At 69.9% G+C, this 16,435-nt stretch carries 12 protein-coding genes; 9 read left to right on the forward strand and 3 right to left on the reverse strand.

Annotated features, from left to right (window positions below; translation table 11 throughout):
• Nucleotides 1–10: 10 nt before the first annotated feature.
• From CBM2588_RS13735 to CBM2588_RS13765, 6 genes are all read left to right on the forward strand, one after another.
• A complete protein-coding gene (locus CBM2588_RS13735) occupies nucleotides 11–1,744 on the forward strand; it encodes an AMP-binding protein (RefSeq protein WP_115680960.1) in 1,734 nt (577 codons plus the stop codon).
• Nucleotides 1,745–2,023: 279 nt separating this feature from the next.
• Nucleotides 2,024–3,628 (forward strand): ABC transporter substrate-binding protein, encoded by a 1,605-nt coding sequence (locus CBM2588_RS13745; RefSeq protein ID WP_115680961.1) that lies wholly within the window; start codon nucleotides 2,024–2,026, stop codon nucleotides 3,626–3,628.
• A gap of 68 nt (nucleotides 3,629–3,696) precedes the next feature.
• Nucleotides 3,697–4,608 (forward strand): ABC transporter permease, encoded by a 912-nt coding sequence (locus CBM2588_RS31360; RefSeq protein ID WP_115680962.1) that lies wholly within the window; start codon nucleotides 3,697–3,699, stop codon nucleotides 4,606–4,608.
• Nucleotides 4,601–5,491: an ABC transporter permease gene (locus tag CBM2588_RS13755; protein ID WP_115680963.1), complete on the forward strand. Its 891-nt coding sequence runs from the start codon at nucleotides 4,601–4,603 to the stop codon at nucleotides 5,489–5,491. The genes CBM2588_RS31360 and CBM2588_RS13755 overlap by 8 nt, the downstream gene beginning before the upstream one ends.
• Complete coding sequence (locus tag CBM2588_RS13760) at nucleotides 5,488–6,534, forward strand: ABC transporter ATP-binding protein (protein ID WP_115680964.1); 1,047 nt, start codon at nucleotides 5,488–5,490, stop codon at nucleotides 6,532–6,534. The genes CBM2588_RS13755 and CBM2588_RS13760 overlap by 4 nt, the downstream gene beginning before the upstream one ends.
• Before the next feature lie 17 nt (nucleotides 6,535–6,551).
• Nucleotides 6,552–7,517: an ABC transporter ATP-binding protein gene (locus CBM2588_RS13765; protein ID WP_115680965.1), complete on the forward strand. Its 966-nt coding sequence runs from the start codon at nucleotides 6,552–6,554 to the stop codon at nucleotides 7,515–7,517.
• Between the two features lie 28 nt (nucleotides 7,518–7,545).
• On the opposite strand, the gene bamE is transcribed toward CBM2588_RS13765, so the two are convergent.
• Genes bamE through CBM2588_RS13780 form a run of 3 tightly spaced genes read right to left on the reverse strand, consistent with a single transcriptional unit; the run spans nucleotide 7,546 to nucleotide 14,100 of the window.
• Nucleotides 7,546–8,094 carry an outer membrane protein assembly factor BamE domain-containing protein gene (gene bamE, locus CBM2588_RS13770; RefSeq protein ID WP_115680966.1) on the reverse strand — a complete coding sequence of 183 codons (549 nt, stop codon included), beginning with the start codon at nucleotides 8,092–8,094 and terminating at the stop codon, nucleotides 7,546–7,548.
• Between the two features lie 43 nt (nucleotides 8,095–8,137).
• Complete coding sequence (locus tag CBM2588_RS13775) at nucleotides 8,138–12,289, reverse strand: translocation/assembly module TamB domain-containing protein (RefSeq protein ID WP_115680967.1); 4,152 nt, start codon at nucleotides 12,287–12,289, stop codon at nucleotides 8,138–8,140.
• Nucleotides 12,289–14,100 carry an autotransporter assembly complex protein TamA gene (locus CBM2588_RS13780; protein WP_115680968.1) on the reverse strand — a complete coding sequence of 604 codons (1,812 nt, stop codon included), beginning with the start codon at nucleotides 14,098–14,100 and terminating at the stop codon, nucleotides 12,289–12,291. Before CBM2588_RS13780 ends, CBM2588_RS13775 begins: the two co-directional genes overlap by 1 nt.
• A gap of 189 nt (nucleotides 14,101–14,289) precedes the next feature.
• Here CBM2588_RS13780 and CBM2588_RS13785 point away from each other — a divergent pair, with 189 nt between their 5' ends.
• The 3 genes from CBM2588_RS13785 (at nucleotide 14,290) to panC (ending at nucleotide 16,390) form a co-directional block, all read left to right on the forward strand.
• Entirely contained in the window at nucleotides 14,290–14,481 is a 192-nt protein-coding gene (locus tag CBM2588_RS13785) for a DUF3460 family protein (RefSeq protein ID WP_018008060.1), read from the forward strand.
• Nucleotides 14,482–14,509: 28 nt separating this feature from the next.
• Nucleotides 14,510–15,403, forward strand: a complete 894-nt coding sequence (locus tag CBM2588_RS13790; RefSeq protein ID WP_115680969.1) for a segregation and condensation protein A — start codon at nucleotides 14,510–14,512, stop codon at nucleotides 15,401–15,403.
• A 138-nt stretch (nucleotides 15,404–15,541) separates the two neighbouring features.
• Nucleotides 15,542–16,390: a pantoate--beta-alanine ligase gene (panC, locus tag CBM2588_RS13795; RefSeq protein WP_018008058.1), complete on the forward strand. Its 849-nt coding sequence runs from the start codon at nucleotides 15,542–15,544 to the stop codon at nucleotides 16,388–16,390.
• Nucleotides 16,391–16,435 lie beyond the last annotated feature (45 nt).

Here is a 16,435-nt window from a genome sequence, read left to right on the forward strand (position 1 = left end):
GAGACAGCAGATGAACGAACAGGCGTTCTTCGCGGACCTGGAAGCCCGGCATCGCAAGATCTGGCCCGCCGGCCTGCCCGACGCACCGGTCTACCCGCATGGCGAAGTTCCGCTGGGCGACTACCTGCGCGCCTGGGCGCGCAAGCGCCCGGACCATGCGGCGCTGGTCTGGTACGGCACCACCGTCACCTATGCCGAACTCGACGACCTGTCCGAGCGCTGCGCCGCGCTGCTCAGCGGGCGCGGCGTGGGCGCGGGCGACCGCGTCGCGGTGATGATGGGCAATTGCCCGCAGTTCCACATCGTGTTCTACGCCATCCTGAAGCTGGGCGCGGTGTACGTGCCGGTCAACCCGCTCTTCAAGGAGCAGGAGCTGGAGTATGAGCTGAACGATGCCGGCGCCACCACCATCATCGTGCAGGACCAGCTGGCGCCGCTGCTGATGTCGGTGCGCGCGCGCACGCCGCTGCAGGCAATCTACACCACCAGCGCGGGCGCGATGCTGCCGGCCCAGCCCGAGCTGCCGCTGCCGGCCGGACTCGATGCGCCCGCGCTCGCCGTCGACGGCGCCATCGACCTGCTGCGGGCACTGCGCGAGACCGCGCCGGTGGCGCTGCCGCCGGTCGACCTGGACGCGCTGGCCGCGCTGAACTACACCGGCGGCACCACCGGCCTGCCCAAGGGCTGCATGCACACGCAGCGCGACATGCTGTACACCGCTGCGGCCTCGTATGCGCTCACCGGCGGCGTCGATGCGGCGCGGCTGGCCGAGGGCGCCGATGACGTGATGCTGAACTTCCTGCCGATGTTCTGGATCGCGGGCGAGAACCTCGGCCTGATCTACCCCATCTTCAGCGGCGCGACCGTGGTGCTGCTGGCGCGCTGGGACCCGGTCGCGGTGATGGCCGCAATCGAGCGCTACCGCGTCAACCGCACCTTCGTCGTGGTCGACAACGCGGTCGAGCTGATGAACCACCCCGAGTGCGGCCGCTACGACCTGCGCTCGCTGCAGCATACGCGCGCGGCCTCGTTCATCCGCAAGATCACGCCCGACATCCGCCAGCGCTGGCACGCGCTGACCGGCAGCATCATTGCCGAAGGCGCATGGGGCATGACCGAGACCCACACCAGCGACACCTTCACCACCGGCATGCAGGACGACGACATGGACCTGCGCGGCCGCCCGGTCTTCGTCGGCCTGCCGGTGCCGGGCACGCGCATCAAGATCTGCGACTTCGACACCGGCGCGGTGCTGCCGGTCGGCGCCGAAGGCGAGATCGTGGTCAGCACGCCGTCGCTGTTCAAGGGCTACTGGGGCCGCCCCGACGTCGACGCCGAGGTGTTCCGCGACGGCTGGTTCCGCACCGGCGATATCGGCGCCTATGACGAGGCCGGCTACCTGCATTTCCTGGGCCGGCGCAAAGAGATGCTGAAGGTGCGCGGCATGAGCGTGTTCCCGTCCGAGCTGGAGGTGCTGCTGTCGCGCCACCCGGCGGTGCTGGGCTCGGCCGTGGTGGGCCGTCCGGACCCCGACAAGGGCCAGGTGCCGGTGGCCTTTATCCGCCTGCGTCCCGAGCATGCCGACGGCACCACCGCCGATGCGCTGCATGCCTGGTGCCGCGAGCAGATGGCGGTCTACAAGGTGCCCGAGATCCGCATCCTGCCCGAGTTCCCGCTGACCGCCACCGGGAAGGTGCGCAAGGTGGAACTGCAGGCGCTGCTGGACACCGAGGCCGGCGGCTGAGCGCGAGCGCGACCCGCCCGCACCGAAGCACCGGCGACCAGCCACGCGCCTTGTGCGCGCCTGGGCACCACCACGGAGTCACCACGGCCCGGGCATGGCGCCCATGGCGATCAACGTGGGCGGTCCGTCGTTCCGGCTGTCGCCGTCGTTCCTGCTGCAGGAAGTGCGGCCGCGGCTGCTGGAGGTGGTGCGCCAGCTCGAGAGCAGCTTCCCGCGCTGAGCGCATCCCTGGTTCACACCCACAGCGCCGCCACGAGACGGCGCAACAGGAGGAGCACCATGCAAGTGAAGACACTGTCCGGCGCCACCCGCCACCGGTTGCTGGCCGGCATCGTCGCCGCGGCCATCGCGCCGCTCGCCCCCGGCGCCGCGCCAGCGCCCGCCACCGGCAGCCTTACGGTGGCCTTCGGCGCGGAATCCACCACGCTGGATCCGGTCAAGATCTCGGCCGGCGTCGACCATTATTTTGTCGGCCAGATCTTCGAGATGCTGGTGCGCCGCAACGCCGCGCTCAAGGACGAGAACTGGCTGGCGCAGAGCTGGAAGCTGGAGACCGGCAAGGATGGCAAACCGGTGCTGGACGTGCAGCTGCGCAAGGGCGTGCGCTTCCACAACGGCGACCCGCTGACGTCCGAGGACATGGAGTTCTCGTGGCAGCGCCAGCGTGATCCCAAGAGCAGCTTCTTCTCGCACTATGTCTCGTCGGTCGAGCGCTTCGAGATCGTCGACGCGCACCGCTTCAAGCTGCATTTCAAGGAGCCGGACGCGCAGTTCCTGGTCGGCAACATGCAGCTGTGGGCCATGCCCAAGAAGTACATCCAGACGGTGGGCGAGGAAGCCTTCGCCAGGAAACCGGTCGGCACCGGACCGTGGAAGTTCGTCTCGCGCACGGTCAAGGACGAACTGAAGCTGGAAGCCTTCGACGGCTACTGGAACCAGGACAAGCGCCCGGGCGTCAAGGAACTGACCATCAAGGTGATTCCCGAAGATCTGACGCGGGTGGCCGCCTTCAAGACCGGCAAGGTCGATTTCATCGACAACGTGCCGCCGTCGATGGTGGAAGAGTTCAAGAAGATGCCGGGCGTGAAGACCGTCACGCTGGTCAGCGGCAACAACCTCTTCCTGAACTTCAACACGCAGATGCCGAAGTCGCCGTTCAACGACGTGCGCGTGCGCCAGGCGGCCGCGCATGCCATCGATGTCGACGCCATCATCAAGCGCGTGCTGTTCGGCCAGGGCGAGCGCTATGCGCAGGTCGGCAAGGAGTCCAACGGCTACGACCCCGCGCTCAAGCCTTATGCCTTTGACCAGAAGCGGGCGCGCGAGCTGCTGAAGCAGGCGGGCTACCCCAATGGCTTCGACACGCCCTGCTACAACCTGACCACGCCGCGCGAGCCGGGCGTGAAGGAAGTCGGCGAAGCCATGTACGCCTACCTGAGCGCGGTGGGCATCCGCTGCCAGGTACGCAACCTGGAGTACGGCGCGTGGATCAGCCTGGGCAAGCGGGGGCGCACCGGCCCGCCGGAGATGGATGGGGTGTTGAGCTGGATGTGGTCGCAGGGGCTGCCCGGCGACCCCGGGCTGGCCTGGTCCGGCCACCTGCACAGCTACCAGAGCGGCGGCGGCTGGGGCACCTACTCCTACACCAGCGACCCCGAGGTCGATGCGCTGCTGGAAAAGCAGCGCCAGACCATGGACCCGGCGGCACGCACCGCGCTGCTGCAGCAGATCGCGCGGCTCAAGCAGGAGCGCGTCCTGGGCGGCCTGCCTACCTACCGGCCGCTGGTCACCTTTGCCTGGCGCGACAACAAGATCCACTACGTGCCCTGGCCCATCCGCGACTACTGGCGCTCATTCCAGGAAGTCAGCTGGAAGCAGCGCTGACCCGCCGCCGCGTCCGGCGCCCGTGCCGGACGCGGTTCCCCGCCGACGAATCCCCGACGGAGCCTGTCATGCCTATTGCCAAACGCCTGCTGCACGGCCTGATCAGCATCCTTGGCGCGAGCGTGATCATCTTCCTGATCTCGCGCCTGTCCGGCGACCCGCTGGCCTTGCTGCTGCCGGCCGACGCGCCGCCCGAGGTCATCGAACAGACCCGCCAGCACCTCGGCCTGGACCAGCCGCTGGCGGCGCAGTACCTGGTATTCCTGCGCAACGCCGTCACCGGCGACTTCGGCAACTCCTACCGCTGGCAGGAGCCGGCGCTCGGCCTGATCCTGGAGCGGCTGCCGGCGACGGTGGAACTGGCGCTGGCCGCGCTGGCGTTCTCGATCGCGATGGCGGTGCCGTTCGGGGTGCTGTCGGCGGTCTACCGCGGCTCGTGGTTCGACCGCTTCGCCAAGGTCTTCGCCATGGCGGGCCAGGCCATGCCCAACTTCTGGGTCGGCCTGCTGCTGATCCTGTTGTTCGCGGTGCAGCTCAACTGGCTGCCGGCCTTCGGGCGCGAATCGTGGCACAGCCTGGTGCTGCCCGCGATGGCGCTGGGCTGGTATCCGGTGGCGGCGCAGACCCGCGTGGTGCGCTCGGCCATGCTCGACGTGCTCGACAGCGACTACATCCGCATGGGCCGCGCCATGGGCCTGCCCGAGCGCGTGCTGATCTGGAAGTACGCGCTGCGCAACGCGGCGATTCCGCTGGTGACGATCCTCGGCGTCTACTTCGCGGCGATGCTGGGCGGCGCCTTCGTGGTCGAGGTCATCTTCGCCTGGCCCGGCGTCGGCCGCACCGTGGTCGAGGCCGTGTTCGCGCGCGATTTTCCCGTGGTGCAGGCGGGCGTGATGCTCACCTCCGTGCTGTTCGTGCTGTCCAACCTGCTGGTCGACCTGAGTTACGGCCTGATCGACCCGAGGATCCGCCATGCCTGAGATCGCCATGCCTCCTGCCCGCGCCACCGCGCCGGTGCGCCAGCGCCCGCGGCACAACCTGCGCGGCCTGCCGTGGTTTGCGCTGGCGGTGCTGCCGCTGCTGCTGGCCTGCGCCATCGGCGGCGAGGCGCTGCTGCCGCACGACCCCAACGGCCTCGACCTCGGGCTCGCGTTCCAGCCGCCGGCATGGCTGGCCGGCGGCAGCTGGGCCTATCCGCTCGGCACCGACAACATGGGGCGCGACCTGCTCACGCGCATCATGGCCGGCACGCGCATCTCGCTGGTGGTCGCGCTGTACGCCATCCTCATCTCCGGCGGCATCGGCACCGCCGCGGGCATGCTGGCCGGCTACTTCGGCGGCCGCCTGGATGCGCTCATCATGCGGCTGGTCGACATCCAGATGTCGATCCCCGCGCTGGCGCTGGCGCTGGTGCTGGCCGCGGTGCTGGGCCCGGGCTTCGAGACCGTGGTGCTGGTGATCGTGGTCACCTACTGGACCTGGTACGCGCGCATCGTGCGCGGCGAGGTGATGTCGCTCAAGCAGCGCGACTACGTGGCGCTGGCGCGCGTGGCGGGCTGCGGCACGCTCACCATCTTCCGCCGCCACCTGCTGCCCAACCTGCTCAACACCCTGCTGGTGCTGGCCACGCTGCAGGTGGGGCAGGTGATCATCTTCGAGGCCTCGCTGAGCTTCCTCGGCCTGGGCATCCAGCAGCCCGACGTGTCGTGGGGGCTGATGCTGGCCGATGCGCGCAACTACATCACCAACGCGTGGTGGGCCATCACCATGCCCGGGCTTGCGATCATGGCCACCTGCCTGGCGTCCAACCTGCTGGGCGACTGGCTGCGCGACCACTTCGACCCGAAACGGAGGCAGCTATGACCGGCCCGGACCCGCACGTGACCCAACGCCCGTTGCCAGCGGCCGCCCCCGACACGTCCTCGCACGGCGCGCCGATGCTGTCGGTGCAGGGCCTGACCACCCACCTCGAACTGCGCCGCGGCCTGGTGCGCGCCGTCGACGGCGTCGACCTGCATGTGAACCAGGGCGAGACCCTGGGCGTGGTGGGCGAGTCGGGCTCCGGCAAGTCCATGACCATCCTCTCGATCCTGCGCCTGCTGCCGCGCCAGGGCGGCGTGCGCCTGGGCGGCAAGGTGCTGCTCGATGGCGTGGACCTGCTGCAGTTGCCGGAAAAGACCATGAGCGCGCAGTACCGCGGCCGCAAGATCGCCATGATCTCGCAGGATCCGCTGACCTCGCTCAATCCGGTGTTCACCGTCGGTGACCAGGTCGGCGCGCCGCTGCACTACCACGGCCTTGCCGACAGCCGCGCAGCGCGCCGGCGCCAGGTGGTGCAGGTGCTGGAAAGCGTGCGCATCCCGTCGCCCGAGACGCGGCTGGACGACTATCCGCACCAGTTCAGCGGCGGCATGCGCCAGCGCGTGGTGACCGGCATGGCCATCGCCAGCGCGCCGCGGCTGCTGGTGGCCGACGAGCCCACCTCGGCACTGGACGTGACCATCCAGGTGCAGATCATGGCGCTGTTCCGCAGGATCCAGGCCCAGACCGGCGTCGGCATCATCCTGATCACGCACGACCTGGGCGTGGCGGCCAGCATCTGCCACCGGGTCGCGGTGATGTACGCCGGGCGCATCGTCGAGACCGGCGACGTGCGCACGCTGTACCAGCGCGCCGCCCATCCCTATACGCAGGCGCTGCTGCAGGCCATCCCGCATTTCGGCGACCGGCGCGAGCGGCTGTACGCCATCCCGGGCAGCCCGCCCAGCCTGGTCGACCCGCCGCACGGCTGCCGCTTCGCGGCGCGCTGTCCGCACCGCAAGCCGCTGTGCGACGACGCCTATCCCCCCGAGATCGAACTCGAATCCGGCCACCAGGTCAGCTGCTGGCTGGCCTCGGCCGGCTAAGAACCCAGGAGGCAGCCATGCTGCTCGAAGTCGAAAACCTGAAGAAGCATTTCCCCGCGCGCGGCGGCGGCACGGTGCGCGCCGTCGACGGCGTCTGCTTTGCCGTGGATGCCGGCCAGACCTATGCGCTGGTGGGCGAGTCCGGCTGCGGCAAGACCACCATCGCCAGGCAGCTGCTGCTGCTTGAGCGCCCCAGCGCCGGCACCATCCGCTTCGACGGCCAGGACGTGCTGGCGCTGGACCGCAAGGGCGTGCTGGGCTACCGGCGCCAGGTGCAGGCGGTGTTCCAGGACCCGTCCTCGTCGCTCAATCCGCGCCTGAAGGTAGGCATGCTGCTGGCCGAGCCGCTGCTTGCGCACGGCCAGGGCGGCGACCGCGCCGCGCTGCGCCGGCGGCTGCTGGAGCTGCTGGAGATCGTCGGCCTGCCGCCCGGCGCGCTGGACCTGTACCCGCACGAGTTCAGCGGCGGCCAGCGCCAGCGCATTGCCGTGGCGCGCGCGCTGGCGCTGCAGCCGCGTCTGATCGTGCTGGACGAGCCCACCTCGGCACTGGATGTCTCGATCCGGGCGCAGATCGTCAACCTGCTGTCCGATATCCAGCGCAGCTTCGGCCTGGCCTATGTGGTGATCGCCCATGACCTGGCACTGGTGGAGCACTTCAGCTCGGCCGTGGGCGTGATGTACCTGGGCAATATGGCCGAAAGCGGGCCCAGCGCCGCGGTGTTCAGCGCCCCGCGCCACCCCTACACGCAGGCACTGCTGGGCTCGGCGCCGCGGCCCGATCCCGACCACCAGCCGGCCGAGGGCCTGATCCTGGGCGATATCGGCTCGGCGCTGAACCCGCCAGCTGGGTGCAAGTTCCATCCGCGCTGCCCACGGGCGGTGCCGGCCTGCGCCACCGAGATCCCCCGCATGTTGCGGCTGGACCCGGCCGCCGGTTCAGCCGCGCCGGCGCACGTGGCCGCCTGCCATCTCCTTCACTGAGGGTCGGGGCGCGATGCAGGGGCGCGCGTCAGCCGCCCTGCATCCGCGACGGATCGTCGCTGCGCGAGGTGGTGGTGACGGTGCCGTCGCTGTTGAAATGCACGTTGAAGAAGGCCTTGTCGGTCGAGGTTTCCATCCAGCGGTAGCCCCACACCTCTTCCTTCTTCAGCGCGAACGCTTCCACCTTGGTGGGCTTGCCCAGCAGGCGGCGGATATCGTCCTTGCTCATGCCGGCGCGCACGCGCGCGAAATTCTCGGCCGACAGCACCTGCTCGATCTTAGCGACCTTGCCGTCGGCGCCGATGGTGACCATCCACGTGGTGGTGCCCTCGGGGCCGCGCGGGTATTCCAGGCGGCGCCCGCCGTCGGCCTCTTCCCAGACGATCTCGGGCTTGCCGGCCTGGCGGCGCAGGTCTTCCTCGGTCGACTGGCCCGGCACGATGCCCTTGAACAGCTCGCTGTCGGGCTTGATCGCGTTCCAGGTGTTGCGCGCGGTCTCGCCCGCCTTCTTCATGGCTTCATCGACCTTCTGCTGGTCGCAGCCGAACAGCGCAAGCATCGAGGCAATCAGTCCCATGGCGGCAAGGCGTCGCGGCGACGCGGCAAAGGTCGAAGGGAAGTCATCGGCGCACCGGCTCGGCGATGACGGCCGAGGCCGCCTGTGCGGCGCCCTGGGGGTCGAGTGGCTGGCTTTCATCCTGCTGGCTCCTCCTGGTGCCGCGATTCGGGGCCCCGCTGAACAGGTTGGCCCAGGTATCGAAGCGGCGGTTGAACAAGACCGACAAACCGTTGATGGAACCGCCCTTGGCAATCAGCGACCAGCGCCGCGAAAACTGCCAGCTCAGCTTCACCACGTTCGAGGCCGAGGTCAGGCTCTGCTCGTAGCCGACCGACATGCGGTCGGTGATGGCCTTGCCCATGCTGACCACCTGCTGGTCGTTCAGGCCCGCGGTGCTGGGCCCGATCGAGAATTCGTCGATGCCGAAATGCGAGACGATGCCCTTGCCGGCCTTGCCGCCGATCAGCCCCAGCGCGGCGCCGCCCAGTGCCGAGCCGCTCAGCTGGCGCTGCTGGCCGGCGCCCGCGCTTTCCGCGCCGTAGCCAAACATCAGCCACGACAGCTTGTCCTCGTCGGGCACGTTGGGCTCCGACACCAGCCGCACGCGCGGCAGTCGCACCGTGCCGGTGACTTCGACGCCGGCCTCGACCTCCTGGTTGCGGCGCATGGCGCGGATGTTCATGTTCGGGTTGTCGATCGGGCCGTTGAAATTGATGATGCCGCGTTCGATGTCCAGCTTGCGCCCGAAGGCCTCGTAGGTGCCGTCGGTGACGCGCACCGTGCCGGTGGCCTTGATCGGTGCCAGCGGTTCGCTCTTCACGCCCATCTGCCCGGCCAGCAGCAGGTCGGCGCCGGCACCGCGGAAGCGGAAGTTGTTGCCCAGGTCGACGCTCAGGTCGATCACCGGGCTGAAGCGGCTGGCGGGCTTGCTTTCCGGCACCGGCGTGGCCGCGGTCTTGACCGCGCGCTGGTCCTTGCGCCGGATCACCACGACATCGTCGCCCAGCACCGGCGCGCCGGCCTTGGGCAGGTCGAACAGCCCCCGGTCGACGCGGAACTTGCCGCGGATCACCACCTGCTTGTTCTCGTTGGCGATGCTGGCATCGCCCGACACCACGAGGGTGCGTTCCGGGCTGGCGAACAGCTGCAGCTTGTCGGCGACGATGCGGCCGGTCAGGTTGGGATCGGCCTCGCCCAGCTTGATATTGCCGGTGGCGGTGAGCTTGCCCTCGCCGCCATGGAACTCCACCTGCCTGAGCTCGACCGTGTTCTGGTCCAGCACCACGCGCACGGTGCCGTCGGTCAGGCGCAACCCCTGGTCGTACAGCGTGACCGCGAGGTCGTCGCCATTGATGGTGCCGGTCAGCAGCGGCGCCGCCACCGTGCCGGCCAGCCGCATCGCCGCGGCCAGGCGGCCGTCGAAGGCGTACTGCGGGCCGGTCAGCGCTTCCAGCGACTTCAGCCGCGGCACGTCGACGGTGACGGTTCCGCCCAGCGTCGAGGCCGGGCCCACGGTCTGCAGCCCCTGCTCCTGCACCAGCCCGGCCGAGGCATCGACCACCACCTTGCCGATGCGCCCCGACACCATGCCGCCGCGCAGCGCGATGCGGTTGCCGCCGGCGTCGGCGCGCAGGCTGGTCTCGCCCAGGCCGAGCGTGGTGAAGCCCCGGCCCGCGTTGACCGACAGGTCGCCGCTGCGCCGGCGCACTTCCGCAAAGCCGGTGGCGGTCTCGGCCAGCGCCAGGTTCCAGCGGCCGTCGATGACCAGGTCGGAACGCACCGGCGGGCGCTCGCCGGTGATGGTTTCCATCAGCTCCAGCACGCGCGCCACCTGCAGGCCGTCGAGGCTGCCGGCGCTGCGGATGCGGCCGTGATCCCAGTCCAGGCTGTCGATCGCCAGCGTGGCGCGGTCCAGCAGCAGGCGTGTCGCGCCCAGGCGCACGCGCTGGTCGGCCACCAGCAGCTGCGTCGGGGCGGCCAGGCGCAGGTTGACGGTGCCGCGCTCTTCCAGCGTGCGGATGGTGCCGTTCCAGCCGTCCTTGCCCCGCCACGCGCCCTGACCCGCCAGCGCCAGCTGCAGGGGCCGCTGGTTCATACTGCCGGCCGCCTTGACGTCGAAGCCGTGGTTGGCCTGGGTGCCGTTGAGGGTGGCGTCGAGCGTGGCGAGGCTGGCGTGCGGGCCGCGGTAGCCGCGCGCCGCCAGCTGCACCGACAGCGGGCCGTCCAGCCCGCCGCGGATCTCGGCGCGGCCGCTGGCGCTGGCCACCTTGTGCGGGCCCACTTCCAGCGTTTGCGCGTTGTAGTCGGCCACCACCTCGGGCTTCTTCAGCGTGCCGGTGATGGTGGCGTCGAGCTTGAGCTGGCCGGCCACGCCGAACTTCAGGCGCTCCAGTTGCGGCGCATCGACCGCCAGTTTCAGCGCATCGCCGCGCGCGCCGAAGCTGCCGCGCAGGCTGGCCTGGTTGCCGGCCATGCTGAGCGCGGCCTCGCTCGGCAACAGCCGCTCGCCCGCCAGGCGCAGCTTGCCGCCGCCGGTCATCGGCAGGCCCGCGTATTCGCTTTCATGCACGGCGAAGTCCAGCGCCACGCCCAGTTGCGGCGCGAGCTCGCCGGTCGCAGTGAAATCCGCATTGATCCGGCCCGCGGCCACCTTGGCCAGGCGCGACGGATCGAACGCCGACAGCTTGCCCTTGAAGCTGTACGGCTGCTTGTCCTTCAGCCCCAGCTTGCCCTCGGCGGTCAGCAGGCCGGTGCCGACCACGGCGCGCAGCGCGGCCAGGGTCACGGTCTCGGCGTCCATGCTGGCGTCGGCAAATAGCTTGAGCTGGCCGCCGGACAGGTCCAGCGCCACGCTCTGGCGGCCCGGCTCGAGGCGGACCACCACCGGGCCTGACAGGCTGGCGCTGGTCAGCGAGCCATGCAGCGCCGCCGGGTCCAGCCGGCGCACGTCCAGGTCGAAGCCGCCGCGGCCGCCGCGCAGCGAGCCGCTGCCGGCGATCTCGGCCTTGCCGGGCAGCGCCACGCGCAGGTCCGACACCGTCTGCGCCGCCTCGCTCAGTTCGACCCGGGCGCGCACCGACTGCACCGGCAGCCGCTCGCGGTCGAGCGGGCCGGCCTCCAGGTTGCGGATCTCGATCTCGCCGGCGACCGCCAGCGGCGCCGGCGCGGGCGCGGGCGCGGGCGCGGCCGCGGGGGCAGAGGCCGCCGATGCCGGCGATGGCGCGGAGGCCGCAGGCGCCGAAGCCCCCGCCGCGTTGCTGCCGGCCGCCACGCCATCCACCGGCCGCAGCTCGGCATGCACGGTCAGGTTGGCGTGCGGCGCCGACGGGCTGAACAGGCGCGGGTTGATGCGGTCGCCGTCGACCAGCAGGTGCGTGAACGGCACCTTGCCGAAGGGCGTCAGGTCGGCGCCGGCACGCAGCCGGATGCGCTCGCCGCTGGCCTGCACCTCGGCGCGCAAGGCGTCGAGGTTGCCGTTGGCGGTGGCATTGACGGCAAAGGCCTCGTCTTGCCAGCTGCTTTCCAGCAAGGCTTCGGCGCTGAGCGCGAACGGCGCGGCGGCGCCCAGCTGCGCGTTGGCGGCGAGCTTGCCGTAGGGCGTTTCCAGCTTGTCGACGCTGACGCGGTGGCGCTGGCCGTCGCTGTGCAGCGCGCCTGACAGGTTGCCGAACACCATCGGCTCGGCGGTGGGCGCCGGGCCCTGCACCAGCGCCAGGCGCTCGAGCGTCAGCGCATCGACATCGACGGCCAGCGGCAGTTCGAGCGAAGCGGGTTTGCGCATCGGCTCCGTGCTGGGCTCGGACGGCCCGAGCCGCACTTCGGCCTTGCCGATGCGAAGCCACTGCACATGCAGCCGCCGCGGCTGCCAGCTCAGCTTCCAGCTGCCGTCGACGCGGTCGACCGTCACGCGCGTCTGGCCGCTCACGAACACCACGTCGCGCAGGCGCAGGCCGTGCGCCACGGTGCCGCCTTCCAGGCGGCCGCCGAGCATGCCGGCCGACAGCCGCGTGGCCAGCGTCCACAGGTGGCGCGTGCCGGTTTCGGTGCGCAGCGCCGCCACGCCGGCGGCCGCCAGCACCACCACCAGCAACAGCAGGATGCCGGCCAGCCAGCCCAGCGCGCGCCACAGCCGCCGGCGCTTGCGCGGTGCCGGACCGGATGGCGGCGCGGCGTCGCCGCCGCCGGGCACGGAAGGCAGGTCGTGCACGTTCATCAGAACGCCACCCCCAGCGAGATATGCGGCCGGAACTGCTGCTCCTGGATGCCATAGCCAACGTCCAGCTGCAGCGGGCCCACCGGCGTGCGCCAGCGCACGCCGACGCCCACGCCGTTGTAGATGGTCACGCCGCGCAGGTCGTTGGCGGCGGTGCCGGCATCCCAGAACACGGCCACGCCCCAGTCCGGCTTGAACCAGTACTGGTACTCCAGGCTGCCGGTGGCCAGGTACTTGGCCGGCAGGATGCTGGCGCCGCTGGGCGTGCCGATCGACTGGTAGCTGTAGCCGCGGATCGAGTCGGTGCCGCCGGCGCGGAAGCGCAGCGTCGCCGGGATCTGGCTGGCGCTGTCGCCGGTCAGGTCGGCGCCCAGCTCCAGCCGCGCCACCACCAGGTCGCGCTTGCCCACCGGCACGTACTGGCGGATCCGGCCGTACAGCCGCAGGAAGGTGGCATCGCTGAGCAGGTTCTTGGCGGCCACCCCGATCTGGGTGTTGATCACGTTGCCGCGGCGCGGAAATACCGGGTTGTCGACATCGCGCCGGGTCCATGCAAAGGCCGGCACCAGCGCCTTGCTGATCTGGCTGGCCTGGCCCACCGGCAGCAGCTTGTCGTAGTAGAAATCCAGCGACGTGGTCACGTCGTACTTCTCGCGCGAGCGCGAGCGCTTCAGGCCCGCGCGCAGGCTGGTGGTGTCGGTGTTCTCGATGTCGATGGTGCGCTCGTAGCTGCTGTAGACGCTGTTTCGGTAGGCACCGCGCGACGGCGGCATCGCCGCCTCGGCGAACAGGTAGGAGCGCTTCTGTTCGATGCGCGCCTGCGAATCGAAGGTCCAGGCGCGGTTGAACAGGTTGTAGTAGGAATAGCGCCCTTCGACCTGGGCCCCGGTATCGGTGGTAAAGCCGACGCCGCTGTTGAGCCGGTGCACCGGATATTCGCGCACGCGCACCGACACTGGCGCGGTGACCACCCCGTCCGGCGCCTGCTCGGCATCCGGCGGCGGCTCCAGGTCGACCTGCACGTTGGAGAAATACGGCTGGTTCTGGATCGCGCGCTGCAGCTCCAGCAGCCGCTCGACCCGGTACGGCTCGCCCTCGTTGAGCGGGTTGACGTTGACGATGATCTGTTCCGGGTAGCGGCGCGTGCCCGTGACCTTGAGCGGGCCCAGGCGGTAGGCCGGGCCGCTGACGTAGTGCGCCGACAGGTCCGCGCGCAGCTCGTCCGGCTCGACCCGCGCCTGCGACGCGGCCAGCCGCGCGCCGTAGTAGGTATGGCTCTGCAGCGTCACCAGCGCGTCTTCCTTGGCCTTGTCCCAGTCGTCCTGGCGAAACGGCTCGCCCGCGGGCAGGCCCCACTTGGCCTTCATCTCCGCCACCTGTTCGGGCGACTGGGTCGCCGCCGGGCCGGTCACCTGCAGGTCGACGTTGCGGATCAGCGTGCGCGCGCCGGGGTCGACCATCACATGCACCACGCGCTGGTCGCCCTCGCCCTCGACGCGGGTGGTGGTGGTGGGATCGAAATAGCCTTCGGTGGAGGTGAAGGCCCGCACCTGCTCGCCGACGGTCTCGACCATGTAGTCGAACTGGTCTTGCGACAGGTCGGTGCGATCCTTGTAGCGGGCCAGGTCGAGGTGCTCCTCGAGCATCTCGCGGATCGGCTTGGGCGCTTCGACCTCGACCTTGTAGGCGGCCTGGACCGCACCCGCGGCAAGTGCCAGCACCAGCGCCGCGAGCACGCCCGGTGCGCGCGCGGCCAGGCTCCTGGCGGCACGGCCAGCCGAGTCAGCGGTGTTAGCGGTGTCTTGCGGCATCGCCCCATTGTCCACACATACAAAGTCGGTATTTGACCACACCCGGCCGCGCGCCCGGAACTTTCCCACGCGTTGCGGTGCCGTCGCGGCCCCCGGCTACGGTCTGGCGTGCATCCCGGGGAGCCGATACTGTAAAATCATGGCCCACTGTACCTATCTGGCGCCCGCACGGGTGCATCCCGGTTGAACATGGCCCTCTACGAATCCGATATCACCCAGTTCCTGAAGCAGCTCAAGCAAGAGCGCCCGACGCTGGAGGCCGAGCAGCGCGACGGCCGCGCCCTGCTGTGGGACAAGGCACCGATCGACCTCGAAGAGCGCGCCCGCGCCCAGGCTTCGCGCGTGGCGCAGAAGCCCTACGTCTACTCGCAGGACAACTGATCCCCGCCGCCCCCGAGCCGAGCGCACCATGAGCGCAGCCGACCAGGACAAGCTGCCGCTGCCCGTGGAGCTGCCCGCCGTGGCGCCCGCTGCCGCCGCCGGCCCGGCCGGCCCCGCCGACATGGTCGACGGGATGGCGTTCGCGCGCCTGTACGGCGAGCCGCTGTTCAAGCTGCCGCAGGACCTCTACATCCCGCCGGACGCGCTCGAGATCTTCCTTGAAGCCTTCGAAGGCCCGCTGGACCTGCTGCTGTACCTGATCCGCAAGCAGAACTTCAATGTCCTCGACATCCCGATGTCGCAGGTCACGCGGCAGTACCTGTCGTATATCGAGCAGATCCGCAAGACCAACCTTGAGCTGGCGGCGGAATACCTGCTGATGGCGGCGATGCTGATCGAGATCAAGTCGCGCATGCTGCTGCCGGTCAAGAAGGCCGACAGCGACGAGGAAGCCGAAGACCCGCGCGCCGAGCTGGTGCGCCGCCTGCTGGAATACGAGCAGATGAAGCTGGCCGCGCAGCGCCTGGATACGGTGCCGCAGCTGGGCCGCGACTTCCTGCGCTCGCAGGTGTATATCGAACAGAGCCTGGCGCCGCGCTTTCCCGACGTCGAAACCGTCGACCTGCAGGCGGCCTGGGCCGACGTGCTCAAGCGCGCCAAGCTCAACCAGCACCACAAGATCTCGCGCGAGGAGCTGTCGGTGCGCGAGCACATGAGCCAGATCCTGCGCCGGCTGCAGCATGCGCGCTTCATGGAGTTCTCGGAGCTGTTCGAGGACGCGGTGCGCTCCGGCAAGGGCGTGCCGGTGGTGGTGGTGAACTTCATCGCCATGCTCGAGCTGTCGCGCGAAGCGCTGGTGGAGATCACCCAGGCCGAGCCGTTCGCGCCGATTTATGTGCGATTGGCGTACAGCCCCAGCTGACCCGTCCGAACCGCCGAGGCTAGCCCCGCCCCAGTTGATCTACAATCCGCCGACAGCCGGCCCAGACCGGCACGGCAGCCGCCGCGCGCCGCGGACCGGCGTCCGGGTCACCCCTACACGACCAGCACACCAAGGCAGATGAAAGTCATTTCCTCCATCCAAGAGCTGCGGGACCAGTTGCGCGGCCAGAACCGCGCGGCCTTCGTCCCCACCATGGGCAACCTGCACGAAGGCCACCTGTCGCTGATGCGCCTGGCGCGCCAGCACGGCGACCCGGTGGTGGCATCCATCTTCGTCAACCGCCTGCAGTTCGGCCCGAACGAGGATTTCGACAAGTACCCGCGCACGCTGCAGGACGACATCGAAAAACTGCAGAGCGAAGGCGTCTACGTGCTGTTCGCGCCCTCCGAGCGCGACATGTACCCGGTGCCGCAGGAATACCGCGTCGAGCCGCCGCACGACCTGGGCGACATCCTCGAAGGCGAGTTCCGCCCCGGCTTCTTCAAGGGCGTGTGCACGGTGGTGATGAAGCTGTTCTCGTGCGCGCAGCCGCGCGTGGCGGTGTTCGGCAAGAAGGACTACCAGCAGCTGATGATCGTGCGCCAGATGGTGCAGCAGTTCGCGCTGCCGATCGACATCATTCCCGCCGAGACCGTGCGCGCCGAAGACGGCCTGGCGCTGTCGTCGCGCAACCGCTACCTGAGCCCGGACGAGCGCGCCGAGGCGCCGGTGCTGTACCGCACCCTGCACGACGTGCGCGACACCGTGCTCGGCGGCGACCGCGCCTCGGCCGACCTGCTGGCGGTGGAGGCCAGCGCCCGCGCGTCGCTGGAACAGCGCGGCTGGAAGCCGGACTATGTGTCGATCCGCAAGCGCGTCAACCTGCAGGCACCGACGCGCGAGGAATTCCTCGCCGGCGAGCCGCTGGTAATCCTGACCGCGGCCCGGCTGGGCGCGACCCGGCTGATCGACAACCTGGAAATCTGAGCGGCGCAGCCGCGTCCGCCAAAGAAAAAGGCAGGCCCGCAGGCC

Source organism: Cupriavidus taiwanensis, from assembly GCF_900250075.1.
Classification (GTDB): Bacteria; Pseudomonadota; Gammaproteobacteria; order Burkholderiales; family Burkholderiaceae; genus Cupriavidus; species Cupriavidus taiwanensis_C.